Origin of the sequence: Nonomuraea sp. NPDC049624, from assembly GCF_040675255.1 — a bacterium.
GTDB lineage: Bacteria > Actinomycetota > Actinomycetes > Streptosporangiales > Streptosporangiaceae > Nonomuraea.
In genome coordinates this window covers 771,628-797,036 of record NZ_JBFAOR010000002.1, presented here as the reverse complement: position 1 = coordinate 797,036, position 25,409 = coordinate 771,628, and the positions used below count along the sequence as shown (strand labels likewise).

Sequence of the window (25,409 nt, the reverse complement as noted above, 5' to 3'; positions counted from 1 at the left end):
GCTCAGCTTCGCTAGGGGCCGGGGTGCACGACGCAACTCTGACATTTCACACTTACAACCGCCTTACAGCGGCCGTGTCGCGCTGCGTCGCCGACCCGCAAACATTATCCCGATCTAGTGGTCCCTGTCTCACCAGAAGTCCGGTTCCACAGGGAACTTGGAGCCTCAGGTGCACACGTTCTTCTGGTCGGCGGCCGTGATGGTGCTGTTGTTCACGCTGTCAGGAAGCTTGGTCACCTTGACCGACTTGAAGTCGGAGCCGACGACGAGCTGGATCACCGGAGCGCCCTTGCCGCCCGCGCCGGCGGCCGTGCCGGTGGTGCCGGAGGTGTAGGGCTGCGGGTTGGTCGCGGTGACCTTGCCCGCCGAGGGAGCCGGCTTGGGCAGCACCGCGCCGGACAGCACGGCCGCGTAGTCGGCGCCGGTGGCGGCGCCCTTGGCGTAGTGGATCTCGCTGGCGGACAGGCTCGCGCCGTCGGCGGCCTGGTAGTTGCCCACGCCGACGACGTTGAAGCCCTGCTTGGCCAGCTCGTCGGCCACCAGGCGGGCCTTGCCCGGCGTGGTGGTGCCGTTGAGCACCTGCACCTTCACCTGCTCGGGCTTGGGCGTGACCTTGGGCTTGGTGCTCGCGCTGGCACTCGCGCTCGGGGCCGGGTCGGGGAGCTCGGTGTCGCTGATGATCGAGGCCCACAGCGCGGAGGCGTCGGGCTCCTTCCAGATCACCCGGTTGGGGTCCTGCGGGTCGGGCAGCCACGGGATCGTGGTGAGCTGCACGCCGCCCGCGGTCAGCTCCTTGGCGCTGGTGGCGATGTCGATGAGCTGCTGGGTGTCGTTGGCCAGCTCGGGGTCCATGGTGACCGAGCCCGCGGCCGCCTTGATGAAGCCGGTCAGCTTGCCGATGTCGGTCAGCAGCTCGCTGCTCGTGGCCTTGGCGATGACCTTGCTCAGGAAGATCTGCTGGCGCTTGATGCGCTGGATGTCGCTGCCGTCGCCGTAGTGGCGCAGACGTACGTAACCGAGCGCCTTCTCACCGTTGAGCAGGCTCTTGCCCGGAGGCAGGACGAGATGGGACGCCTTGTCGTTGACGCCGGACTTGAGGCAGATCTCGATGCCGCCGAGGGCGTCGACGATGTTCTTGAAGCCGCTGAAGTCGACCTCGACGAAGTGGTTGATGCGGATCTGGGTGAGCGTCTCGATCGTGGAGATCGTGCACGCGATGCCGCCGGAGTTGTACGCCGAGTTGATCATGTCCCGGCGGGGCGGCATCTCGGCCTTGGTCGTCTCGTTCTTGCACTTCGGGATCTGCACCATCGAGTCGCGCGGGAAGCTGATCAGGCGCGCCTTGTCCCGGTTGGGGGAGATGTGCATGACGATGATCGTGTCGGTGCGCTTGCCGCCGGCGTCGGCCGTCCTGGCGAGCTGCTGGCCGTATTTGGCGTTGCCCTTGCCCGCGCGGGTGTCGGAGCCGACGAGCAGCACGTTGAGCGCGCCCGTGTCGCGCGGACGCGGGTTGATGATGTCCTCTTTGACGCTCTTCTGGGTGATGTTGCCGAAGGCGTCCCGGTAGACGGTGTAACCGGTCAGCGCGCCGGCCACCATGACCGTGGTGGCGGCGATGCTGACCCAGGCCAGCACCCGCATCTTGCCCTGACCGCCGCCGCCGTCGCCGCGGTGGCCGCGCGTGGGCCGGTCGTCGGGCGGGGGAGGCGGGGAGCCCGCGGCCCTTCGCGCCATCCGGCTGCCCGGAGCGCTGGGGGCGACCCTGGCGTCCTGGACGGACGCGCTCCTGTAGTCACTCATACGCCCCCTAGCCTCGTTCCTTGCGCCAACGCGCCGGCTTGGTCGCTCCGCGCCACGAGATTAGGTCACGTACGGCGTGCCCGGTGCCATGACCGCCGGAAACGACCGTGACCCGGGCGTGATGTTTCCGCGGCACAGCATACTCAGAGCCGGACATTTCGTGGAATATCATTGCCAAAGTCTTTCCCGCTTTCTGACCGTCCCCGCAGGTCAGGCCGGACGCTCAGGGCCGCCGCAAGGCAGGCCAGAGGCACGGCCGGGAGCACGTACCGGTAGTCGAACTCGGCCACGGCGGGCGGTGTGACGAGCAACACAACGGCCGCCGCCCAGGGCACCGCCCACGCCGGCGGACCGGCGTGCCGCAGGCCCCGCGCCCTGCGCACGGCGGCCGCGACGGGCGGCGCGAGCAGGAGCGCCAGCAGCACCGGGCCGGGCAGGCGCACCACGCTCTGGTAGCCCCGCAGCCATCCGGCGTAGGGCTCGACGATCTCCGTACCGATCGCACCCTGCTCGTAGAGCTTGGCATAGTCGGCGCCGACCTGCGCGGGATAGCGGCCAGGTGGGCCGGGCGGGGTCGCCGGGAACTCGTAGTAGGCGTAGACCTCCGCGTCGGGGTAGACCGGCCGCCCCCACGCGAACGTGCGGGCCAGCTCGGCCAGCACCGAGCCCGCGTAGTCGAGCGGCTGGCTGGTGACGGCCAGGGTCGCGAACCTGGAGGCCAGGTCGTCGTTCGCCTTGGTGAACGTGATCCCCGGCAGCTTCACCAGCGGGGAGTCCTTGCTCCAGATGTACTCCTGCGACGGCGGCCGCAGCTCCGGCGGACGGGGGTCGCACAACACCCGCAGGTCGGCCGGCGGGTGCATTTTCGCGCAGTCGGCGAAGGACATCGTGCGGGCGTAGAGGAAGACGCCGTTCGCGCCCACCAGGCCGACGCGGTGGTAGGTGGCGTAGAACCAGCCGCCGTAGGCGACGACCGGGACCAGCGCGGCGACGAGCAGCACCCCGGCCAGGCTCACGCGCCTGCGCAGCACGAACCACGCGGCCAGGACGACGATGAGCGGCTGGCCGACGGTCCTGGTCAGGGTGGCGGCGGCCAGCAGCAGGCCGACGGCGGCGACGATGGCGCGCCTCTCGGTCATGCTCAGTGCCACGGCGGCCACGACCAGGAACAGGAACAACGTGTCGGAGACCAGCAGGTGCTCCAGCTCGATCTGGTACGCGTCGAGCAGCACGGGCACGGCCGCGAGCGTGCGCGCCCAGCGCGGGGCCCGGCGCGCGGCCACGTAGACGAGAACGCCGGTGGCCAGGCCGAGCAGGTGTTGCGCGGCGGTGACCGCCCAGAAGCCGTGGAAGGGCTCCAGGAGCTTCATGAACATCGAGTAGCCCGCCGGGCGCACCAGGTCGGGGCGCGGCCGGAAGACGGTGACGACGTAGGTGTAGGAGTCGGGGAACCACAGGGCCGGGCGGTAGCCGAGCATGGCGAGCGCGCGCAGGGCCGCGCCGACCGCCAGCACCCCGGCGAACCAGCCGTGCCGCCGCCACCATCCGGCCTCCCGGACGCGCGCCGACCAGCCGTGCCGCCGCCAGCCGGGCTCCCGGGCGCCGGAGGCGAGCCGCCGCCAGATGGGCTCCTGGACGCGGGCGGGGGTTCCCGCGCGCGGCTCCGGTCTCACCCGCTGGTCATCCCGCTCCTCCTGCACCTCGCGTACGCTACCCGCGTTTCCGCGGACGCCGTGACTCCGGCGTTGGATACGCTCGCTCACCGATGGAACGTGATCGATCGGGCCGCGTACTGGCCGCGTTGTCGGTGTCGCCCGCGCTCGCCCTGGCGGGCTGGCTGCTCGCGGGCCTGCCGCTGCTGCTGGCCGGCCGGTTCGCGCCGCTGCCCGCGCTGCTGCTCGGGGCGCCCGCGGCGGCGCTGCTGTGCTGGGCGGGCACGCGCGGCGTCCTGCGCGGGACGCGGGGCGCGGGCCAGGGCGTCCAGGCCACGCCCTGGCAGGTGGCCGGGGTCGTGGCGGTGGCCGCCGGGTCGGGCGTGTTCAACGTCGTCATGCATTCCGAGCAGCTGCTGGTCCGGCGCGACCCGGCGACCTACGCCCAGTACGCCGCCTGGATCGCCGGGCACGGCTCGCTGCCGATCCCGGACCAGGCGGCGGCGTTCGGCGGCCACCATCCCTCCCTGTTCTTCGACAGCGTCGGCACGTACCCGGTGGACGGCGGGGTGGTGCCGCAGTTCATGCCGGGGCCGCCGCTGGTGTTCGCGGTCGGCGACTGGCTGGGGGCGCCGTTCGCGGTGCCGGCCGTGCTGGGGGCGCTGGCCGTGCTGACGGTGGCCGGGGTGGCGGCGCGGCTGGCCGGCGGCCGGTGGGCGGTGCTCGCGGCGGCGGCGTTCGCGGTGAGCCTGCCGATCCTGTACACCTCGCGCACGACGTTCAGCGAGATCCCCTCGCTGATCCTGCTGTTCGGCGGGCTGGCGCTGGCCCAGGACGCGATCGAGGCCGAGCGGCCCGGCTGGCGGCAGGGGCTGCCCGCCGGGCTGGTCCTGGGGCTGGCGGTGCTGGTCAGGGTCGACGGGCTGCGCGACGTGCTGCCGGTGCTGGCGTACGCGGGGCTGCTGGTCGCGATGCGGCGTTCCGGCAGGCCGCAGGGCGCGGTGGGGGTGCCGCTGCTGGCGGGGCTGGTGGCGGGGGCGGGGCTGGGGCTGCTGGCGGCGTATGTGCTGGCCCGGCCGTACCTGGAGTATCTGTCCGCATCCGTGCGGCCGCTGCTGCTCATCTGCGCGGTCGTGCTGGTGCTGACGCCGGTCGGCGTGGCCGCCGCACCCGCGCTGGCCAGGTTCCGGCCGCCGCGGTGGTTGCCGACGGCGGGGGCCGCGCTGGTCGTGCTGGTGATGGCCGGTCTGTACGCCCGCCCCTGGTTCCAGACCGTGACCAGGAAGGCCGCGAACCTCGACGACGCCCGCACGGCCGAGTTCATCGCTCAGATCCAGCAGGCCAACGGCCTGCCCGTCCAGGCGGACCGGCTCTACTTCGAGCTATCGCTCCACTGGGTGACCTGGTACATCGGCATCCCGGCCGTCGTGCTGGCCACGGTCGCGGCGGCCGTGCTGCTGCGCAGGCTGCTGCGCGACGGCAGGCCGTTCGTCTGGCTGCTGCCGCTGGCGATGATCGGCTGGACGACGGTCACCACGCTGCTGCGGCCCGAGATCACCCCCGACCAGCCGTGGGCCTCCCGGCGGCTGGTCCCGGTCGTGATCCCGGGGCTGATCGTGCTGGCGGTGTGGGGCCTGGGCTGGCTGCGCGAGCGGTCGTGGCCGCGCGAGCAGGTCCGGCGGTGGGCGACGGTCGCGGGGGTGCTGCTGGTGCTCGCGCCACCGGTGGTCACCTCGATCGGCACCGCGTTCACGCCGGTCGAGCGGGGGGAGGCGGCGGCGGTCCGGTCGATGTGCGCGGCGCTGCCGGCCGAGGCGTCGGTGCTGTTCGTCGAGCGGGTGACCGGCGACCGCTTCACCCAGCTCGTCCGCGGGATGTGCGGACGTCCGGCGGCGCAGGTGGCGCGGCCCCCGGGGCGTGACCTGGCGGAGGAGCCGCAGGTCCGGGCCGCCGTCGAGCGGGTCAGGGCGGCCGGCCGGGTGCCGGTCGTGCTGGCCGCCGACCCCGCCCAGGTGGCCCCCTACGGGACGCCGCGGCAGATCATGGGCCTGGTCACGCGCCAGGACGAGCGCTCGCTCGTGGACCCGCCCGACGGGACGTGGTCCTTGCGGGTGAACGTATGGATGGCGGTGGGTTGACCCCGCTCGGGACACATCGCAATAGTTCTGGACATGTCTGACACCGACGAGCTGTCGTTCGGCGACGACCGGGAGCCCTGGTTACGGCCCTGGATCAGAGCCCACCGAAGGACGGCGGCGACGGTCGCGGCGGCCGTCCTGCTGGTGGCGGCGCTCGGCGGGGGCGGCTGGTACCTGCACCTGCGCTCGCTCCTGCCCTCGCCGCCGCCCGTCGGCGCGCTGCCCGTCGTGGACGGCTTCACCGTCACGCTGTGCACCGAGGGCACCCAGGGCTGCCCGCCGGGCACCGCCGAGCGGGTGCTGGCGCTGGTCCGGCGGATCCCCGAGGCGGTCGCGCCCACGCTGGTGCCCGCCGACGAGGTCGAGCGGCGCTGGGCCCAGCGAGTGATCATCGATGAGGGGCTGGCGAAGCCCCGCGAGGCGAGCTGGATCCCGATGATCGAGGGCGGGGTGCGCGGCCCGGCCGACTACGACGCCGTCCGGCGGGGGCTGGCCGAGGAGAAGGGCGTCCTGCTGCTGCCCCGGGTTCCCGACTTCTGGCGGGGCAAGGCGGACCTGACCATCGTGATGTGCGGTCAGTGGCAGGAGGACGCCGCCTGCCGGACGGTGGCGACCGAGGCGCAGCGCGACGCCGTCGTGGCCCGGCTGCGCGAGCTGGACGGCGTGACCGAGGTGTTCCTCCAGGACAAGCCGTTCGGGCTGCGGCTGGCCCGGCTCTATCGGGGCGACGCGCGGCCTCTCACGCTCGCCGAGATCCCCGAGGTGCTGTACGTGCGCTTCGACGACCCCGCCAGGGCCAGGGCGGTGGGTCAGGAGATGCTCAGGATGCCCGGCGTAGGATGGTCACAGCTGATCAAGTGAGCGTAAAGCCCGTCGATGTGGACTCGGCTTCCAGCGGGGCAGAGTACCCTCGACCCCCGTGAGCACGCTTGAGACCCCCAAGAGTGGACCTGCCGTGGAAGAAGCGCCGTACGTCACGATCGTCCTGCCCTGCTACAACGAGCAGGACCACGTCATCGACGAGGTCGAGCGCATCACGCGGGCGATGGACTCCAGCGGCTACACCTACGAGCTGGTCGCCGTCGACGACTGCTCGACCGACCAGACCCTGGCCCGGCTCGAAGAGGCCGCGCCCGACTACCCCCACCTGCGCATCCGCGCCTTCCACCGCAACGGCGGCTCGGGCACCGTGCGCCGCATCGGCACGCAGGAGGCCAGGGGCGAGATCGTCGTCTGGACCGACGCCGACATGACCTACCCCAACGAGCGCATCCCCGAGCTGGTCCAGATCCTGGAGAAGGACCAGACGATCGACCAGGTCGTCGGCGCGCGCACCACGGAGGAGGGGTCGCACAAGATCCTGCGGGTGCCGGCCAAGTGGGTGATCCGCAAGGTGGCCGAGAAGCTCGCCGGGCAGAAGATCCCCGACCTCAACTCGGGGCTGCGCGCCTTCCGCAAGTCGGTGGCCCGCCCCTACCTGCGGCTGCTGCCGCCCGGGTTCTCCTGCGTCACGACGATCACGCTGTCGTTCCTGTCCAACCAGCACGACGTCTACTACCTGCCCATCGAGTACGCCAAGCGGGCCGGCAAGTCGAAGTTCAGCTTCGTCTCCGACGCCTACCGCTACATCCTGCAGGTGCTGCGGATGATCATGTACTTCAATCCGCTCAAGGTGCTCATGCCGCCCGCGCTCTGGCTGGTGGCGATCGGGTTCGTGAAGGGCGTCTGGGACATGATCCGGCAGCCGTTCTACTTCCCGGCCAACACCGTCATGATCTTCCTGTCGGGCCTGCTGATCGGCTCGGTGGCGCTGCTGGCCGACCTGATCGTGCGGTCGCGGGGGGAATAGCGCGTGCGCATCGCGATCGTCGGCCCGACCCATCCGTACAAGGGGGGCGGGGCGCAGCACACCACCGAGCTGGCGCACCGGCTGGCGGCCCAGGGCCACGACGTGGTGATCGAGTCGTGGCGGGCCCAGTACCCGTCGTTCCTCTACCCCGGGCAGCAGACGATCTCCGAGCCCGAGGGCACGCCGTACCCGCGGACCGCGCGGCGGCTCGACTGGCGGCGGCCCGACGGGTGGTACGCGGCGGGACGCCGGTTGCGCACGGCCGACCTGGTGGTGCTGGCGGTGCTGAGCTCCGTCCAGGTTCCTCCGTACCTGGGGATCCTGTCCGGGATCCGGCGTAAGGCCCGGACGGTCGCGCTCTGCCACAACGTGCTGCCGCACGAGCGCAAGCCGTACGACCAGCCGCTGATGAGGGCGCTGCTGCGGCGGGTCGACGGCGTGCTGGCCCACTCCGAGCAGCAGGCCGAGCTGGCCAGGGGGCTCGCGCCGGGCAAGCCGGTCGGGGTGGCGGGGCTGCCGCCGCACCTGCCGTCCACGTCGGCCGAGAAGTCCGGCGGGGTGCGCCGGCGGTTGTTGTTCTTCGGGATGGTCCGCCCGTACAAGGGGCTCGACCTGCTGCTGCGGGCGTTGCCCGAGGGCGTCTCGCTCACCGTGGCGGGCGAGTTCTGGGGCGGCCTCGACGAGACCAAGGCGCTGATCGACGAGCTGGGCCTGGCCGACCGGGTGGAGCTGCGGCCCGGGTACGTCCCCGCCGCCGACGTGCCGAAGCTGTTCGCCGCGGCCGACGCGCTGGTGCTGCCGTACCGCAGCGCCACCGCCAGCCAGAACGTCTGGCTCGGCCACGAGCACGGCGTGCCGGTGATCGCCACCCGGGTGGGCGCGCTGGCCGACCACGTGACCGACGGCGTCGACGGCCTGCTGGTCGAGCCGGGCGACGCCGGGGCGCTGCGCGCGGCGATCGAGCGCTTCTACGCCTCGGGCGAGCCGGAGAGGTTGCGGTCGGGGGTCAAGGCGGTCGATCCCGAGCCGTTCTGGGCCGCGTACGCGGGCGCGCTGCTCGCGCTCTGACGGCCCAGCAGGAACGCCGCCCCCGCGGCGACCGCGTCGGCCAGCGTGAACGCCAGCCGCGACACGATCGCCACCGCGATGGCCGGAGCGGTGCCGATGACCGGCCCGAGCACCAGCACGAGCGCGCCCTCCCGCACGCCCACCCCGGCCGGCACCACGAAGGCCAGGATGCCGGTGCACCAGGCGAACGCGTACGCGCCGGTCGCCACCAGGTAGAGGTCGGGGCGGCCGGACAGCAGCCAGGTGTGCAGGCCGTAGACGAACCAGCCGAGCGCGGTCCAGGCCACCGTGACGACGACCGTGCGGCCGGGCAGCACGCTCTCCAGCGGCTCCTTGCGGGCGATCCGCAACGCCAGGTTGAGCCCCCAGGTGAGCACCTTGGGATGCAGGCACACGATGATCACCGGCACCAGCAGCACCACGTACCAGGCCCGGCGGACGGCCTCGTGCGAGCTCAGCGTGGCGGCGGCGATCGAGATGCCGACGCCCAGGTTGACCACCAGCCCGAGCGAGATCGTGGCGAACGTGCGCCGCGGCGGGCTCCCGTGGTCGCGCCCGAGGTCCATCATGGCCGCGTACGCCCACACCGCGCCCGGGATGTACTTGCCGAGCTGGCCCACGAACATGATCCGTCCGGCCACCCGCAGCGGCAGCCGGGTGCCGAGCCCCGCCATGATCTGCCGCCAGGCCGCCAGCATGCAGACCTGCCCGGCCAGCACCGCGCCGAACGCCCCGAGCACCGCCCACGGCGACAGCCTGGAGAGGGCCTGCGTGGTGTCGTGCCAGTTCCGCGCCAGGCCGTAGCCGAGGAAGGCGAGGGCGACCAGCGCGAGCAGGACGCGCAGCAGGCGGCGCAACATCAGCCCAGGCTACGCGGGAGCCCGGGCGGAGAGCCAGCATGTGGGGCAGGTCAGCCTGCCGAGGCCCGCGGCGCGGGTACTGTTGGGCGACGTGGGCAAGCAACGGGTCGCGCAGCTCGAGTACTCCGAATTCCAGTCGGCCATGCTCGACGAGGACAAACGCCGCCGCAAGGCCGCGAAGATCATCGCCGTGCTGGAGCACTTCCAGGGGCCGCTCGGCGGGCTGACCGTGGGCGACGTCGGCTGCTCTGCCGGGTTCATCGCCGACGAGCTGGCCCAGGCCGGGGCCAAGCACACGCTGGGCATCGACATCGACGTGCCGGGGCTGCGCAAGGCCGCCGACCGGTTCGGCGAGCGGGTGGCGTTCGTCTGCGGCGACGGCACGGCGCTGCCCTTCCCCGACGGGTCGATCGACGTGCTGGTGTTCAACCACATCTACGAGCACGTGGTCGACCCCGACGCCGTGGTGGCCGAGATGCACCGCGTGCTGTCCGACACCGGGGTGCTCTACCTCGGGCTCGGCAACCGGCTCGGGGTCGTCGAGCCCCACTACAAGCTGCCGTTCCTGTCGTACCTGCCGCCCGCGCTGGCCGACCGTTACGTGCGCGCGTTCGGCCGGGCCGACCACTACTACGAGCGGTTCAGGACCCGGCGGGGGCTGCGCCGGATGTTGCGCGCCTTCCACGTGTGGGACTACACGTTCCCGGTGCTGGCCACCCCGACCAGGTTCGCCGGGTCGGAGCTGTTCCCCGGCCTGCCGGGCCGGCTGGTCAAGGCGGTGCTGGCCCGCGCGCCGCGCGAGGTGCTGCGGCTGCTGCTGCCCGTCGTGCCGACGTACCTGTGGGTGGCCACCAAGACCCCGCGCAGGCCCGCGGGGCCGGCGCTGCCGCAGCCGCCCGAGCGGGTCCGGCCGCTGTGAGCCTCGTGGACGAGACCGGCGCGAGCGCGATCCCCAAGCGGTCGCTGCCGCGCCGGCTGCTGCGTTTCGGCTTCCTCGCCGTCGCGCTCGCCTTCGGCGCGTGGGCGGTGGCCAGGCAGTGGGACGCCGTGGTGGCCGGGTTCGCCCGGCTGTCGTGGCCGGCGCTGGCCGGGTCGCTCGTCGCCGTGGTCGCCGCGCTGCTCGGGGCCATGCTCACCTGGCGTACGCTGCTGGCCGACCTGGGCTCGCCGCTGCCGCTGCGGCCGGCCGCCAAGGTGTTCTTCGTCGGCCAGCTCGGCAAGTACATCCCCGGCGCGGTCTGGCCGGTGCTCGCCCAGATGGAGATGGGCCGCGACCTCGGCGTGCCGCGTCCGCGCAGCGCCGCGGCGTTCTTCCTGATGATGCCCGTCCAGATCGCCAGCGGCCTGCTCGTCACGCTGGTCACGCTGGGCTGGCACCGGTTCGGCTGGGTGCTGCTGTTCATCCCGCTGCTGCTGGTGCTGCTGGAGCCCAAGGTCGTCAACGGCGTGATCGGCTTCGGCCTGCGCAGGCTGAAGCGCGAGCCCCTGGAACGCCCGCTCACCCGCCGCGGCATGCTCACCGCGCTCGGCTGGGCGCTGGCCGGCTGGACCGCCTACGGCGTGCACTTCTACTTCGTCGCGCCGCAGGGCGGCCTGCTGTTCGCCGTCGGGGCCTTCGCGCTGTCGTGGTGCCTGGGCATCGTGACCTTCGTCGTGCCGGCCGGGGCCGGGGTGCGCGAGGTGGCGATGGTGGCGGTGCTCGCCCCCGTGCTCGACAGCGGCGCGGCCATCGCGGTGGCCCTCTGCTCCCGCATCGTCATCATCGTCGGGGACCTGATCTGCGCAGGTATGGCGGGAATTGCCGCACGTCGCGACTCGGTGTGATTTGGCCCACGATTTGGGGGAGGGTGGTCATAAGCTGAATCAAAGAGGGGGGACTTGCCAGGTCCCACGTCGATCTTGAGGGGAGAAGATCCACGTAATGCCTCGAGTGCTCGTCGATGCCGCCGCGGTCCCCGCCGACCGTGGTGCGTTGATCCGGTACGTGGACGGGCTCGTGGCCGCGCTCCACCAGGCAGGGACCGATCTGGTCGTGGTCTGCCAGCGTGCGGAGGCGGAAAGGTACCAGCGGCTGGCGCCTTCGGCCCGTGTCGTCCCCGGCCCCGTCGCCATCACCAACCGGGCCGCCCGGCTCGCCTGGGAGCAGACCGGCGTGCCGCTGCTCGCCCGCCAGACGGGGGCCGAGGTCATCCACGCCCCCTACTACTCCATGCCGCTGCGCTCCGGCCTGCCGACCGTCGTGACGGTGCACGACGTGACCTGGTTCACCGAGCCCGACCAGCACAGCCCGGCCAGGGCCGCGTTCTTCCGCTCGGCCACGCGCACCGCCGTCCGGCACGCCCGGCGCGTCATCGTGCCGTCCAAGGCGACCAGGGACGAGCTGGTCCGCGTGTTGTCGGCCGACCCCACCCGCATCGACGTCGCCTACCACGGCGTCGACCTCGCCCAGTTCCACCCGCCGAGCGAGGACGAGGTGCGCCGGGCGGCCATCAGGTGCGGGCTGCACGGCCAGCCGTACGTGGCCTTCCTCGGCAACCTCGACCCCCGCAAGAACGTGCCCAACCTGATCCGCGGCTTCGCCGCCGCCGTCAAGCGGCTGGAGACGCCGCCCGCGCTGGTGCTCGGCGGCGGCGTGCACGAGGACGACGTCGACGCCGCCTGCCGCGAGGTGGAGGCCACCGTCCGGGTGATCAGGCCGGGATACCTGCGCGCGCCCGATCTGCCGGGGTTCCTGGGCGGGGCGCTCGTCGTGGCGTTCCCCTCGCGCGGCGAGGGCTTCGGCATGCCGGTGCTGGAGGCCATGGCCTGCGGCGCGGCCGTCCTCACCAGCCACCGGACCTCGCTGCCCGAGGTGGGCGGCGACGCCGTCGCCTACACTGAGCCGGACGCCGACAGCATCGCCGACGCCCTGGGCGAGCTGCTCTCCTCCCCCGACCGGAGGCGGCAGTTGCAGGAGGCCGGGCGGGCGCGCGCTCGCGAATTCACCTGGGAGGCCTCGGCGGAGGCCCACCTCAACTCTTATCAACGCGCAATCGAATAGTTCGCTACTCTCACGGAGTGATGGAGAGCTCTTTGCCAGACCTCGAGGCGATCCTCCTGGTCGGGGGGCAGGGCACACGCCTGCGTCCGCTGACACTGGGCACGCCCAAGCCGCTGCTGCCGACCGCCGGAGTGCCGTTCCTGGCCCACCAACTCGCCCGTGCCCGGTCCTTCGGCGTGCGCCGGATCGTGTTCGCGACCTCGTACAAGGCGGCGATGTTCGAGCCCGCCTTCGGCGACGGGTCAGCCCTCGGGCTCTCCCTCGAGTACATGACCGAGGAGACGCCGCTCGGCACCGGCGGGGCCATCCGCAACGCCGCCGAGGCGCTCACCTGCGGGCCCTCCGACCCGGTGCTCATCCTCAACGGCGACATCCTGTCCGGCCACGACATCGGCGACCAGGTGCGCACCCACTGCGAGCGCGGCGCCGCCGTGACGCTCCACCTGACGGAGGTGGAGGACCCGACGCGGTTCGGCTGCGTGCCGACCGACGAGTCCGGACGGGTGACCGCGTTCCTGGAGAAGACCCCCAACCCGGTCACCAACCGCATCAACGCCGGCTGCTACGTCTTCACCCGCTCGGTGATCGACTCGATCCCGCGCGGCGAGGTCGTCTCCGTGGAGCGCGAGACGTTCCCCGGGCTGATCGACTCCGGTGAGCTGGTGCTGGGCTACGCCGACCGCACGTACTGGCTCGACGTGGGCACGCCGGCCGCGTTCGTGAAGGGCTCGCGCGACCTGGTGCTCGGGCGGCTCGACTCGCCGGCGCTGCCCGGCCCGCAGGGCGAGCACCTCGCCCTCGACGGGGCGAAGATCTCGGCCGAGGCCAAGGTCCAGGGCGGCACCACCGTCGGCGCGCGGGCCGTCGTCGAGGCGGGCGCGTCCGTGGTGGGCTCGGTGTTGTGCGACGACAGCGTCATCGAGGCAGGGGCCACGGTGAGCGACTCGGTCGTGGGCATGGGCGCCCGGATCTGCTCCGGCACGGTCGTGCGCGACGCGGTGATCGGCGACGGCGCGGTGGTCGGGCCGGGCAACGAGCTGCAGGGCGGGGTGCGCGTCTGGCCGGGCGTCGAGCTGCCCGAGCGCGCGGTCCGCTACTCCAGCGACGTGTGACCCCGCCGGGGCCGCGCGGGTGAGCGACCACCCGCCGCCGCGCGGCAGACTGGACAGGTGATGGAACGCAGGTGGGAGCCCGACGGGCCGCTCGACGTGGAGCTGGCCCTCGGCCCCCACCGGCGCGGCACCGGCGATCCCGCCTGGCGGCGCACCCCCGACGGCTCGATCTGGCGCGCCTGCCGCACCCCCGACGGCCCGAGCACGCTCCGGGTGACCGTGACGGCCGCAGCCGTGCGGGCCCAGGCATGGGGGCCGGGCGCCGGATGGTCGCTGGAGACCCTGCCCGCCCTGCTCGGCGCGCTCGACGACGTCTCCGGCTTCCGCGTCCGGCACGACGTGCTGGCGGACGTGGCGCGCAAGCACGCGGGGCTGCGCATCGGGCGTACCGGGCGGGTCATGGAGGCGCTGGTGCCCGCGGTGCTGGAGCAGAAGGTCGTCGGCCGGGAGGCCTGGCGGGCCTGGCGCTACCTGCTGCGCCAGTACGGCGAGCCCGCCCCCGGCCCCGCCCCCGACGGCATGCGGGTGCCGCCCGAGCCGGTCGTGTGGCGGCAGATCCCGAGCTGGCACTGGCACCGGGCGGGCGCGGAGGCCGTCCGGGCCCGGACGATCGCCAACGCCGCCTGGCACGCCGCCAAGCTGGAGGCCGCGGCCACCACGGAGGAGCTCGACCGGCTGCTGCGGGCCCTGCCCGGCATCGGCGTCTGGACGTCGGCAGAGGTGCGCCAGCGGGTCTTCGGCGACGCCGACGCGGTGAGCGTGGGGGACTTCCACCTGGCCAAGCTGGTCGGCTACGCGCTGACCGGGGAGAAGACCGACGACCAGGGGATGATGCGGCTGCTGGAGCCGTACCGGGGGCATCGGCACCGGGCGACGGTGCTCGTCTGGCTCAGCGGTCTGCGCCCGCCGGCGCGGGGGCCGCGGATGGCCGCGCGCGACTACCGGTCCTTCTGACATCCCGCCCTGGGTGCGCGTCACGAACTCAGGGGTGCGTACTGTGCCTCTATGAGTCTTGTCAGTGATTCCGCGCTTCGCCGTGCCCTCGCCCGTGCCCGTGACGGCAAGGCGCTCGACCTCACCGAGGCCGTCGTGCTGCTGCACGCGCGCGGCGAACAGCTCGACGCGCTGCTCGAGCACGCCTCCCGCGTGCGCGACGCCGGACTGAAGGCCGCCGGCAGGGAAGGGGTGATCACCTACAGCAGGAAGGTGTTCATCCCGCTGACCAGGTTGTGCCGGGACCGTTGCGGCTACTGCACGTTCGCGACCGCGCCGCACAAGCTGGAGTCGGCCTTCCTGAGCCCGGACGAGGTGCTGGAGATCGCCCGGCAGGGCGCGGCGATGGGCTGCAAGGAGGCGCTGTTCACGCTGGGGGACCGGCCGGAGGAGCGCTGGCACCAGGCCCGCGAGTGGCTGGACGCGCACGGCTATGACGACACGTTGTCCTACGTGCGCGCCATGGCCATCCTGGTGCTGGAGGAGACGGGGCTGCTGCCGCACCTCAACCCCGGTGTGCTGAGCTGGCGTGACCTGCAGCGGCTCAAGCCGGTCGCGCCGTCCATGGGCATGATGCTGGAGACCACCTCGCGCCGGCTGTTCGAGGAGAAGGGGCAGCCGCACTACGGCTCCCCCGACAAGGACCCGGCGGTACGGCTGCGCGTGCTGGAGGACGCCGGTCGCAGCAACGTGCCGTTCACGACCGGGATCCTCATCGGCATCGGCGAGACCGTCGAGGACCGGGCCGAGTCGATCTTCGCCGTCCGGAAGGTGGCCCGCGAGTACGGCGGCATCCAGGAGGTCATCGTCCAGAACTTCCGCGCCAAGCCGGACACGGCCATGCGCGGCCTGCCGGACGCCGACCTGCACGAGCTCGCGGCCACGATCGCCGTCGCGCGGCTGGTCCTCGGCCCCCGGGTACGCCTCCAGGCCCCGCCCAACCTGGTCGACTCCGAGTACGCGCTCATGATCCGGGCCGGCATCGACGACTGGGGCGGCGTCTCGCCCCTGACCCCCGACCACGTGAACCCGGAACGCCCCTGGCCGCAGATCGACGACCTGGCCGCGCGTACCGCAGAATCCGGCTTCGACCTGCGGGAACGTCTGACGATCTACCCCGAGTACGTGCGGGCCGGCGAGCCCTGGCTGGACCCGCGGCTGTTCGCGCACGTCGAGGCCCTGGCCGACCCCGCCACCGGGCTCGCCCGCGAGGACGCCGTGCCGCAGGGCCGTCCCTGGCAGGAGCCGGACGGCGGGTTCACCGCCGCCGGACGGGTGGACCTGCACGTCGAGGTGGACACCACCGGCCGCTCGAACGATCGGCGCGACGACTTCGACCACGTCTACGGCGACTGGACGGCCCTGCGCGAACGCCTCGGCCCGATCGCCGCCTCGACGCCGAGCGACGTGCGGCAGGCGCTGCGGCGGGCCGAGGCCGACCCCGCCGGGCTGACCGACGCCGAGGCCGTCGCGCTGCTGGGCGCGGAGGGCGAGGCGCTGGACGAGCTGGCGGCCATCGCCGACGCGCTGCGCGCGCAGGCCGTCGGCGACGAGGTCACCTACGTCGTCAACCGGAACATCAACTTCACCAACGTCTGCTACACCGGCTGCCGCTTCTGCGCCTTCGCCCAGCGCAGGACCGACGCCGACGCGTACACGCTGAGCCTGGACCAGGTGGCCGACCGGGCCGAGGAGGCGTGGGCGGCGGGCGCGACCGAGGTGTGCATGCAGGGCGGCATCCATCCCGACCTGCCGGGAACCGCCTACTTCGACATCGCCAGGGCGGTCAAGGCCAGGACGCCCGGCATGCACGTGCACGCGTTCTCCCCGATGGAGGTCATCAACGGAGCCTCCCGGACGAACCTGTCCATACGCGACTGGCTGGAGGCCGCCAAGGACGCCGGGGTGGACTCGCTGCCCGGCACGGCGGCCGAGATCCTCGACGACGACGTGCGCTGGGTGCTGACCAAGGGCAAGCTGCCGGCCAAGGAGTGGATCGACGTCATCACCACGGCCCACGAGGTCGGCATCCCGACGACGTCCACGATGATGTACGGCCACGTGGACCACCACCTGCACTGGGTCAGGCACATCAAGCTGATCAGGCGGCTGCAGGAGCAGACCGGCGGGTTCTCGGAGTTCGTGCTGCTGCCGTTCGTGCACACCAGCGCCCCGATCTACCTGGCCGGCATCGCCCGGCCCGGCCCCACCGCCCAGGAGAACCGCGCGGTGCACGCCCTGGCCAGGATCCTGCTGCACGGCGCGATCCCCAACATCCAGTGCTCGTGGGTCAAGCTCCAGGACGACCTGTGCCGCCAGGTGCTCCGCGGCGGCGTGAACGACCTCGGCGGCACCCTCATGGAGGAGACGATCAGCCGGATGGCGGGCTCGGAGAACGGCTCGTACAAGACGATCAGCGAGCTGCGCGAGATGGTCGAGGTCACCGGCCGGCCGGTACGCCAGCGCACTACCGAGTACGGCAGCCCCACGGCCGAACGGCTGGCCGCCGCGCAGGCGAGCGACGGGGTGTGCCAGAGCGTGAGAAGGGTCTTGCCGATGGCATAGTTGTAACAAGTTCTAACAAGGGTTGCGCCCGGTATGGGAGGCACTGGAAGAATCATCACTCCACTGGAGAGAGGTTCATCGTGCGGTTGGGTCGACACCGTGCCGCGCTGCCTCCCGTGCAGCGACGCAGGAAGGCGCTCCAACGGGGCATGCTGGCCGGCCTCGCCGCCGTGGCCGTCGCCGCCGGCAGCCTGTACGTGGTGCTCGGCGGCGGTCCCGCCCTGTGCGTGTCACGAGATCCTGTTCTGGTCAGCGTGGCCGCCGCCGTGGACGTGGCGCCGGCGGTCATGGAGGCCGCCGGGCGCTTCAACGAGACCAAGGCGTCGGTCGGCGGGCGGTGCGTGCTGGTCCAGGTGACCGAGCAGCCGTCGGCCACCGTGCTGCGCACGCTGATCGGCGACCGGGCCGGCGTGCTGCGCGAACGTCCCGACGGCTGGATCGCCGACTCCTCGGCCTGGATCAGGCTGGCCCGCAGCCAGGGCGCGAGCTCGCTGCCCGCGGGGGAGACCGTGGTGGCCACCTCGCCGCTGGTGTTCGCCACGCGGTCGTCGCTGGCCCGGCGCTTCTCGGTCGGCGGGACCGAGATGAACTGGCGGATGGTCTTCCCGCCGACCGTGCGCGGGCGGCTGACGCCCAGCTCGGGCGAGCCCGACGTCGTACGGGTGCCCGATCCGTCGCTGGTGGGCGCGGGGATCGCGACCGTGGCCGCGGCCAGGGACGTCGTGGGCACCGGGCCCGCCGCCGACAAGGCGCTGACCGCGTTCGTCCGCTGGGCGCAGGCCGGGTCGGCGCCCGACTACCGCAGCATGCTCGACGCCGTGGACGACCGCGGGTTCTGGCAGCGGCCGGTGGTCATCGTCCCCGAGCAGTCGGTGTGGAACCACAACCGGGTGCCCTCGCCCGACCCGGTCGTGGCGCTGCACCCGCGCGAGGGCACGATCGAGCTCGACTATCCCTACGTCGTCACGGCGGCCGATCCCGGCGTCGCGGAGGCGTCCACCGCCTTCGCCGACTGGCTGAAGGGCGGCCAGGCGCAGGAGATCGTCCGGCGGGCCGGGTTCAGGTCGGGCGACGGCCGGCTGGGGCCGCTCTCGCCGGGGCCGCAGCTCCCGTCCGAGGCGCCGAAGACCAGGCCGTCGGTGTCGCAGCAGGACATCGACGAGGCCCTGCGCGCCTGGAGCAGGCTGGCGCCGCCGACCAACATCCTCGTGCTGGCCGACACCTCCAAGCACATGGCCGAGCCGCTGAACGGCAGCACCAAGGTGCGCATCGCCTTGGCCGCGGCCAAGATCGGGCTGCAGCTTTTCCCGAACTCCACGCACATGGGCATGTGGGAGTTCGCCGACAAGGTGGGAGCCGTCAGGAGCTACCGGCAGCGGGTCAGCCTCGGCCCGATCAGCGAGCCGGAGTCGGGCCAGGTGCTGCGGCGCAGCGTCCTCGACGAGCTGACCAGCACGATCGCCCCCCACCCCGACCTGGACAGCTCGCTCTACGACGCGATACTGGCCGGGTTCCGCAGGATGAGCGGCGACTACCGCGACGACATGAACAACACGCTGCTGGTGATCACCGCCGGCAAGGACGACGGCAAGGGCGTCAAGCTCCCGCGGCTTCTCGATGCGCTGCGGAAGGAGTGGGACCCGGACAAGCCCGTCCAGATCGTCATCATCGCGTTCGGCAAGGACGTGGACCGCGGCAGCCTGTCGCAGATCGCGGCGGCCACGAACGGCTCGCTGCACGAGGCGCAGGAGCCCGGGGAGATCATCGACGTCTTCCTCGGCGCGCTGGCCCGCAGGCTCTGCCATCCCACCTGCAAGCCGGCCGCCTGAGGGGATGCCGGTCGCCCGGCACCCCCTCCGGCCTACATCTGGTGCACGGTGGCGTTCTCGCCGCGGTGGGTGAAGCGGGACACGAGCTTGTCCAGCGACCACGCGCCGCTGCCGAGCAGCGCCAGCATCAGGAACGACCACGAGAACATGGCCGCGGCCTCGCCCCCGTTCTGCAACGGGAACAGCCCCTTGGGCAGGTGGACGGTGAAGTAGGCGTAGGCCATCGTGCCCGAGCAGAGCAGGGCGGCGACGCGGGTGGCGAGCCCGATGAGGACGAGACCGCCCGCGCCGAGCTCGATCACCCCCGCCCACCAGTCGGGCCATTGGCCTACGGACGGGGTCGTTCCGCCGTACGGGCCGCCGAGTACGCCGAACAGAGTGGCGGCCCCGTGGCAGGCGAACAGCAGGCCCACCACGATGCGGAACAGCGACAGCGCGGCGTCACGAAGCTTGGTCATCGGTCTGTCCAGACCTCAGATCCGCTGCCAGAGCGCAGGGACGTTCGGCGGCTCCCAGCCCGCGATGGCCGTGTGGGGCTGCAGGCACCGGTAGGAGACGCCGTTGTAGGTGACCGTGCTGCCCGTGGTGTAGGCCGTGCCGGCCTTCCAGGTGCCCGAGGCCGTCGTGGTCGGCGTCGGGGTCGAGGTCTGGGTCGGGGTCACGGTGGGGGTGGCGGTGGGGGTCGGCTGGCCGCCGCCGCCGATCTGCAGGTCGATGCAGGAGTAGAAGGCGTTGGAGGTGTCGGAGATGTTCCAGATCGCCAGGACCTTCTGGCGGCCGGAGTAGCCGGAGAGGTTGACGGTGTGGGAGATCGTCGACGGCGGCTGCTGGCCGTTGCCGTTGAAGACCGCGACCCGGGTGCCGCCGATGTAGTACTCGTAGTTGAGCGTGGCGTGCCTGGCGGTGAACGTCCAGGTGAAGGTCACCGAGTTGCCCACCGAGGTGGCCGGCCAGGGCTTGCTCTCGTCGCTGAGCTGGGCGAACTGTCCAAGATTGGCGTTGCAGCTCCGCAGGCCCTTCGGGCCCTCCACACTCTGCGGCTCGTAGACGATCTGGCCGCAGTCGGGCACCTTGCCCTGGGCGCAGAACGCCTGCCTGCTGGGCGGCGAGTTCACATAACCGTGGGCGAACGCGGGAGAGGTGTTGAACACCGCCGTGGCGATGGTGATCACCGCCACGGCGACTAACGTGAGAGTCCTTCGCATTGAAGTGGCTCCTTTACATGGGGGGATAGTCCAAATGTAAAGGAAAGTTTCCTAACGGTAAACGGTTGGCTTACCAGATTTCCAGACTCCCGTCAGAGGCTCAGCGCGTCACGATGAAATCGCGCGGGTCACGGGGGGCGCGGTCGCGCGGCGGCGCGGCGGCGTGCCCGATCGCCACGCAGCCCATCGGGTCCCATGACTCCGGCAGGTCGAGCACCTGCCTGACCACCGGCCGGCAGAACATCGTGGAGGACACCCACGCCGAGCCCAGCCCCTCGACCGCGAGCTGGATCAGGAAGTTCTCCACGCCGGCGCCCGTCGCCACGACGAACATCTCCCGCTCGGAGGCGTTGCGCCGCTCGTCGCGGTAGGTGTGCGAGCCCTCCATCACCAGGCACGGCACGACCAGGTAGGGGGCGTTGCGCAGGACGTCGCCGCGTTTGACCCGCTTGGCGATCGACTGCTCGGTGAACCCGTCGCCGCGCAGGTCGTCGATCCACGCCTCGCGCATGGCGTCGAGCAGCTCGGTGCGGGTCCGCGCCGACTCGACCAGCACGAACCGCCACGGGGTCGTGTGGTGCGGCGCCGGCGCCGCGATGCCCGCGGCCACCGCCCTGCGCACCGCCTCGCCGTCGACCGGCCGGTCGGAGAACTCCCTGATCGTACGGCGGGCGAACACGACGTCGCGGGCGCCGAAGCGGAACATGTCCTCGTCGGCCGGGCGGACGAGCGGCCTGACCCCCGGCCCGTCGTCGTCGGTCACCAGATGGGCCAGGCCGCGCACGATCGCCGCGGGAACGCCGTCGAGCTTGCCCTTGACCAGCTCGGCCGCGCTCGCGATCTCGTCGGCCAGCGCGGTGACGGTGGCGCCGAGCGCGTTGCCGTAGGGATCGGAGGAGCCGCGGAAGTCGTCGAGCGGACGAACCCCGGCGGCGCCGATCGCCACGTCGGTCAGCCCGTTGCGCCACGGCCGCCCGAACGTGTCGGAGACGATCACCCCCACCCGCGCGCCCAGCCCGGCCCTGATCCGCGCCGCCGAGGCGTCGGGGTCCTCGGGCAGCAGCAGGACGGTGCCCGGCTCGGTGTTGGAGGCGTCGACCCCCGCCGCGGCCATGACGAAACCGTGGCGGGTCTGGACGATCACCGTGTCGCCGCGCCTGGCGACGACCCGCTCGGTCTCCTCCTCGATCGCGCTCGCGCGGTCGGGCGCCTGGCGGACCCGCCCCTCGGCCTTGCTGACGATCTTGGAGGTGACCACCACGATGTCGCCGTCGCGCAGGTCGGCGTCCTTGAGCAGGGCGGCCACGTCGTCGCCCGGCCGGACCTCGCCGATGCCGGTGACGGCGATCACCTCGACCCGTCGCGTGCTCATCGGGCCAGCTCCAGCGCCAGGTCGAGCGCCGTGCGGGCGATGTCGGCGGTCGCCTCGGCGTCGTGCATGAGGATCGGGCGGGACACCACCCGCACGCCGTCGAGCGCCACCCCGGAGTCTTCCTCGGCCACCAGCCAGCCGTCGACCAGGCCCGAGCCGTAGAGGTCGAGCACGGCCTGGGCCGAGGTCTCCACCCCGATGGCCGTCAGGCAGGCGTCGGCCATGCCGCGCACGGGCGCGCCGCCGATGATGGGGGAGACGCCGACCACGGTCTTGGCCGCGACCGCCTCCCGGATGCCGGGCACCTGCAGGATCGTGCCGATGCTCACCACCGGGTTGGACGGCGGCAGGATGACCACGTCGGCCTGCTCGATGGCCTCCAGCACGCCCGGCGCGGGCTTGGCGGTCTCGACCCCGACCAGCGCGAACGACTCGGCCGGGACCGAGGCGCGCAGGCGCACCCACCACTCCTGGAAGTGCACGGCCCGCTTGCCGCGCTCGTCGGAGATCACCACGTGCGTCTCGCAGCGGTCGTCGGTCATCGGCAGCAGCCGCACGCCCGGCTGCCAGCGCACGCACAGGGCCTCGGTGATCTGCGAGAGCGGATAGCCCGCCTCCAGCATCTGCGAGCGGACGATGTGGGTGGCGAAGTCGCGGTCGCCGAGCCCGAACCACTGCGGCTCGACCCCGTAGGCGGCCAGCTCCTCCTTGACGACGTGGGACTCCTTGGCCCGGCCCCAGCCCTGCTCCTCGTCGATGCCGCCGCCCAGGGTGTACATGACGGTGTCGAGGTCGGGGCAGACCCGCAGGCCGAACAGGGTGATGTCGTCGCCCGTGTTGCCGATGACGGTGATCGAGGCGTCGGGTGCGGTGGCGCGCAGGCCGCGCAGGAAACGGGCGCCGCCGATGCCGCCGGCGAGTGACACGATGTGCATGCGTCCCAGTCTTCCATCGGCGTCCGACATCCCCGTGGGGGGAGTGGTTCTGTCCCACTTCGGAGCAACGAAGTTCCAGGTATAGGGGTAAATGGGATGGAAGAGGTTCTTGGGACACCCGCCGCGAAAGTCGGCAATGTGGCAAACTCCCTTCGGGCCAAAGGGTCCGATGGGGGTTACTCATGAGCAAACTCAATGCCGCCCGACTACGGGAGCCGGCCGCCTGGATCATGCTCGTCACCGGGCTCGTGGACGTCGTCCTGACGATCGGCCACATCCTGATCGGCTCGGGCAGCCCGCTCGGCGGCGGGTTCGCCACCCGTGCCGCCGCGAACCTGACGGGCCTGACCAGCCCGGTCGTGACCGCGCTGCTCGTGGGCGCCGTGCTGCTCGTCACCAGGACGGGCGAGCGCTCGTCCAAGGCCCGGCTCATCGCCTACGGCTCGGCCGCCGGCCTGCTGCTCGCCGCCGTGTTCGGCGCGCTGGCGCTGATCGTGGGGCTGTTCGCCGGTGGCGGCTTCCGCGGCGTGGTGGAGTACGTGCTCACGGGTGTGCCCCTGCTCGCGCTGACCGCCGTCGGGCTGGTCTACCTGCTCCCGGAGATCATGCCCGGCCGCGCCCCCATCCCCACCCTCGACGGGTACGGCCGCCCGACCACCCACTACGGCCAGCCCCAGCAGTTCGGCCAGCAGGACCAGCCCCAGTACGGCCGCCCCCAGCAGTTCGGCCAGCCGGACCAGCCCGCCTACGGCCAGCCGGACCAGCCCGCCTACGGCCAGTCCGACCAGCCCTCCCAGGGCCGGCCCGACCCCGCGCCGCAGCCCGCGTACGCGCAGCCGCACGCCGCGCCGACCCCCTACGGCCAGCAGTCCGCGCTCGCCGAGCTCCCCCCGGGCCAGGACGCCCAGCCCCCGGCTCCCGACAGCCGGCCCGCCTCCTCCGGCTACGCCCCGCAGCCGCCCTCGGGCCAGGTCCCCGCAGGCTCGGGCTACACGCCGCAGCCGCCGTCCGGCCAGCAGTCCCCGGGGTACGCGCCCCAGCCCCCGTCGGGCCAGCAGTCCCCGGGTTACGCGCCCCAGCCTCCGTCCTCCGGCTACGAGCCCCAGCCCGCCTCCGCCGCGTACGCCGCCCAGCCCCCGTCCGGCCAGCACGCCACCGTCACCTTCGGCCAGCAGGACCAGCAAGCTCCGTACGGCCAGCAGGACCCGCAGGCTCCGTACGGCCAGCAGGACCCGCAGGCCGCCTTCGGGCAGCAGCCGGGTTACGGCGGCGGACAGGCGCCGAACCCCGGGGCGCAGCCCGGCTACGGCCAGCAGCCCCCGAGCTACGGCGGCCACCCCGACCCCTCCGCCGGCGGTTACGGCCAGCCCGAGCCGTTCACCCCCGGCTACGGCCAGCCCGCCTCCGCCTTCGGCCAGCCCGACCCCGCCGGTTACGGCCAGCCCGCGCCCTCCGCGCCCGGCTTCGGCCAGTCCGACGCCCCCGGCTTCGGCCACCAGCAGGAGACCCCCGTCCCGCACGCGGCCGAGGCGCAGTCCCCCTACGCCCCCCAAACCCCCGACGCCCAGCCCGCCTACGGTCAGGTCCAGGGCCAGGGCCACGGTCAGCAGCCCGCCTACGGCCAGCCCGAACAGCCCCCGTTCGGCCAGCCCGCCCAGGGCCAGCAACCCGACCAGTCACCCTTCGGCCAGCAGCCCGACCAAGCTCCCTTCGGGCAGTCCTCGCACGGCCAGCCTGACCAGGCCCCCTTCGGCCAGCCTTCGCACGGCCAGCCTTCGCACGGCCAGCCTGACCAGGCGCCCTTCGGTCAGTCTTCGCACGGTCAGCAGCCCGAGCAGACCCCGTTCGGCCAGCCCTCTCACGGCCAGCAGTCCGAGCCGTACCAGCAGCAGCAGCCCTACCAGCCGGCCAGGGCCGCGCTTCCGGGCCCGTCCGCCGACCAGCCCTTCGGCCACCCGCAGGGACCGGCCGGTCAGCCGTTCGCGCAGCCGCAGGGCTTCGGCCAGGACCAGGGGTACGCCCCGCCCGCCTACACCCCGTCCGAGACGCTCCCCGACTCCGGTTACCAGCCGCCGGCCGGCGAGTACACCCCCGCGCCGTACGTCCCGGCCGACAGCCAGCCCAGCGCGTACGGCCAGTCCGGCTACCCCACCCCCGAGAACCCGTACGCCCCGAGCAACAGCTCCCCGAACGCCTTCGCCGACCAGGCGTACCCGAGCGGCGAGACCAGCCCGAGCGTCCCGTACCCGCAGGCGGAGGCGCAGCAGCCGTACCAGGACCGGCAGAGCGCCTTCGACCAGCAGGGCGGCCAGCCGTTCACCGGCTACTCCGGTCACGAGTACGCCACCCCCGCCTTCCAGGAGCCGGACCCGCCCGTGGACCCGCGCTCCCAGCAGCTCCTGGACGCCTACCAGCAGGCCGAGACCTACCAGAGCTCGACGGCCGCCTCCGGCACCCAGCCCGACCTGCGGGTGCCGGACTACGCCGGCCAGCCGGCCAGGCCGTACGACGACCCGTTCGGCCACCCGCAGCAGGCCCAGCCCTACCAGCAGCAGCAGAACGCGTACGAACCCCAGCAGGGCCAGTACGAGCAGCCCCAGACCTACCGCCCCACCCACCAGGCCCCGGCCGGCTGGAGCGAGGCGCAGGGCGAGTCGACGATGCGGCTCGACCCCTCGCAGCTCGGGGACGCCCTCGGCGCCCAGAACCGCCCGGGTGACGACCCAATCGACCCAACGGCCATATACACGCCCAACGAGCCACGCAGGTAACGGACCGGCAAACGACGGCTAGAGAGAAGGTGGCCCAAAGGGCGGGCGTCTACCCCGCCCTGGTACGGTTCCGACCGCTGACAGCGTTGAACGAACCGGGTCGAAGCCTTGCTGTGCAGGGGGAGTCGGCCTGGTGCGAACACCACATGCCGAGCACACCGGGGCGAGAGTCGGTCTTTCCCCGGATACCGTCATGCCGCTTGACGTCACGTACGGCACG

At 72.5% G+C, this 25,409-nt stretch carries 19 protein-coding genes; 12 read left to right on the top strand and 7 right to left on the bottom strand.

What is annotated here, in order from left to right:
* Nucleotides 1-165: 165 nt before the first annotated feature.
* Together AB0J76_RS09890 and AB0J76_RS09885 are read right to left on the bottom strand one after the other, a co-directional pair.
* Entirely contained in the window at nucleotides 166-1,800 is a 1,635-nt protein-coding gene (locus AB0J76_RS09890) for an LCP family protein (protein WP_352321570.1), read from the bottom strand.
* Nucleotides 1,801-1,943: 143 nt separating this feature from the next.
* Complete coding sequence (locus tag AB0J76_RS09885) at nucleotides 1,944-3,500, bottom strand: hypothetical protein (RefSeq protein WP_364389244.1); 1,557 nt, start codon at nucleotides 3,498-3,500, stop codon at nucleotides 1,944-1,946.
* Nucleotides 3,501-3,565: 65 nt separating this feature from the next.
* Between AB0J76_RS09885 and AB0J76_RS09880 the strand changes: the two genes are divergently transcribed.
* Genes AB0J76_RS09880 through AB0J76_RS09865 form a run of 4 tightly spaced genes read left to right on the top strand, consistent with a single transcriptional unit; the run spans nucleotide 3,566 to nucleotide 8,507 of the window.
* Nucleotides 3,566-5,590, top strand: a complete 2,025-nt coding sequence (locus AB0J76_RS09880) for a glycosyltransferase family 39 protein (RefSeq protein ID WP_352323368.1) — start codon at nucleotides 3,566-3,568, stop codon at nucleotides 5,588-5,590.
* A 33-nt stretch (nucleotides 5,591-5,623) separates the two neighbouring features.
* On the top strand, nucleotides 5,624-6,451 hold the full coding sequence (locus tag AB0J76_RS09875; protein WP_352323369.1) for a hypothetical protein: 828 nt from the start codon (nucleotides 5,624-5,626) through the stop codon (nucleotides 6,449-6,451).
* Between the two features lie 58 nt (nucleotides 6,452-6,509).
* On the top strand, nucleotides 6,510-7,439 hold the full coding sequence (locus AB0J76_RS09870) for a glycosyltransferase family 2 protein (protein ID WP_352323370.1): 930 nt from the start codon (nucleotides 6,510-6,512) through the stop codon (nucleotides 7,437-7,439).
* 3 nt (nucleotides 7,440-7,442) lie between these two features.
* Entirely contained in the window at nucleotides 7,443-8,507 is a 1,065-nt protein-coding gene (locus AB0J76_RS09865) for a glycosyltransferase family 4 protein (protein WP_352323371.1), read from the top strand.
* Here AB0J76_RS09865 and AB0J76_RS09860 read toward each other — a convergent pair.
* Nucleotides 8,408-9,367 carry a lysylphosphatidylglycerol synthase transmembrane domain-containing protein gene (locus AB0J76_RS09860; protein ID WP_352323372.1) on the bottom strand — a complete coding sequence of 320 codons (960 nt, stop codon included), beginning with the start codon at nucleotides 9,365-9,367 and terminating at the stop codon, nucleotides 8,408-8,410. The genes AB0J76_RS09865 and AB0J76_RS09860 overlap by 100 nt on opposite strands.
* Nucleotides 9,368-9,458: 91 nt before the next feature.
* On the opposite strand from AB0J76_RS09860, the gene AB0J76_RS09855 reads away from it, so the two are divergent.
* The 7 genes from AB0J76_RS09855 to AB0J76_RS09825 all read left to right on the top strand — a co-directional run bounded on the left by AB0J76_RS09855 (nucleotide 9,459) and on the right by AB0J76_RS09825 (nucleotide 18,906).
* Nucleotides 9,459-10,286, top strand: coding sequence for a class I SAM-dependent methyltransferase (locus AB0J76_RS09855; RefSeq protein WP_352323373.1), 828 nt, complete (start codon nucleotides 9,459-9,461; stop codon nucleotides 10,284-10,286).
* Nucleotides 10,283-11,191, top strand: a complete 909-nt coding sequence (locus AB0J76_RS09850; RefSeq protein WP_352323374.1) for a lysylphosphatidylglycerol synthase domain-containing protein — start codon at nucleotides 10,283-10,285, stop codon at nucleotides 11,189-11,191. The genes AB0J76_RS09855 and AB0J76_RS09850 overlap by 4 nt, the downstream gene beginning before the upstream one ends.
* Nucleotides 11,192-11,288: 97 nt before the next feature.
* A complete protein-coding gene (locus AB0J76_RS09845) occupies nucleotides 11,289-12,407 on the top strand; it encodes a glycosyltransferase family 1 protein (protein WP_352323375.1) in 1,119 nt (372 codons plus the stop codon).
* Nucleotides 12,408-12,427: 20 nt separating this feature from the next.
* On the top strand, nucleotides 12,428-13,519 hold the full coding sequence (locus AB0J76_RS09840; RefSeq protein ID WP_352323376.1) for an NDP-sugar synthase: 1,092 nt from the start codon (nucleotides 12,428-12,430) through the stop codon (nucleotides 13,517-13,519).
* A 60-nt stretch (nucleotides 13,520-13,579) separates the two neighbouring features.
* Nucleotides 13,580-14,473, top strand: a complete 894-nt coding sequence (locus AB0J76_RS09835) for a DNA-3-methyladenine glycosylase 2 family protein (protein ID WP_352323393.1) — start codon at nucleotides 13,580-13,582, stop codon at nucleotides 14,471-14,473.
* Nucleotides 14,474-14,524: 51 nt separating this feature from the next.
* A complete protein-coding gene (locus tag AB0J76_RS09830) occupies nucleotides 14,525-17,077 on the top strand; it encodes a bifunctional FO biosynthesis protein CofGH (protein ID WP_352323377.1) in 2,553 nt (850 codons plus the stop codon).
* Nucleotides 17,078-17,193: 116 nt separating this feature from the next.
* Complete coding sequence (locus AB0J76_RS09825; protein ID WP_352323378.1) at nucleotides 17,194-18,906, top strand: substrate-binding and VWA domain-containing protein; 1,713 nt, start codon at nucleotides 17,194-17,196, stop codon at nucleotides 18,904-18,906.
* 32 nt (nucleotides 18,907-18,938) lie between these two features.
* Here AB0J76_RS09825 and AB0J76_RS09820 read toward each other — a convergent pair whose 3' ends face one another.
* From AB0J76_RS09820 to cofD, 4 genes are all read right to left on the bottom strand, one after another.
* A complete protein-coding gene (locus AB0J76_RS09820) occupies nucleotides 18,939-19,364 on the bottom strand; it encodes a DoxX family protein (RefSeq protein ID WP_352323379.1) in 426 nt (141 codons plus the stop codon).
* A gap of 15 nt (nucleotides 19,365-19,379) precedes the next feature.
* Entirely contained in the window at nucleotides 19,380-20,111 is a 732-nt protein-coding gene (locus AB0J76_RS09815; protein WP_352323380.1) for a lytic polysaccharide monooxygenase, read from the bottom strand.
* Nucleotides 20,112-20,211: 100 nt separating this feature from the next.
* Nucleotides 20,212-21,483 (bottom strand): coenzyme F420-0:L-glutamate ligase, encoded by a 1,272-nt coding sequence (locus tag AB0J76_RS09810; RefSeq protein WP_352323381.1) that lies wholly within the window; start codon nucleotides 21,481-21,483, stop codon nucleotides 20,212-20,214.
* Complete coding sequence (gene cofD, locus AB0J76_RS09805) at nucleotides 21,480-22,418, bottom strand: 2-phospho-L-lactate transferase (protein WP_352323382.1); 939 nt, start codon at nucleotides 22,416-22,418, stop codon at nucleotides 21,480-21,482. The genes AB0J76_RS09810 and cofD overlap by 4 nt, the downstream gene beginning before the upstream one ends.
* 182 nt (nucleotides 22,419-22,600) lie before the next feature.
* Between cofD and AB0J76_RS09800 the strand changes: the two genes are divergently transcribed.
* Nucleotides 22,601-25,189: a hypothetical protein gene (locus tag AB0J76_RS09800; protein WP_352323383.1), complete on the top strand. Its 2,589-nt coding sequence runs from the start codon at nucleotides 22,601-22,603 to the stop codon at nucleotides 25,187-25,189.
* The last annotated feature ends 220 nt before the right edge of the window (nucleotides 25,190-25,409 follow it).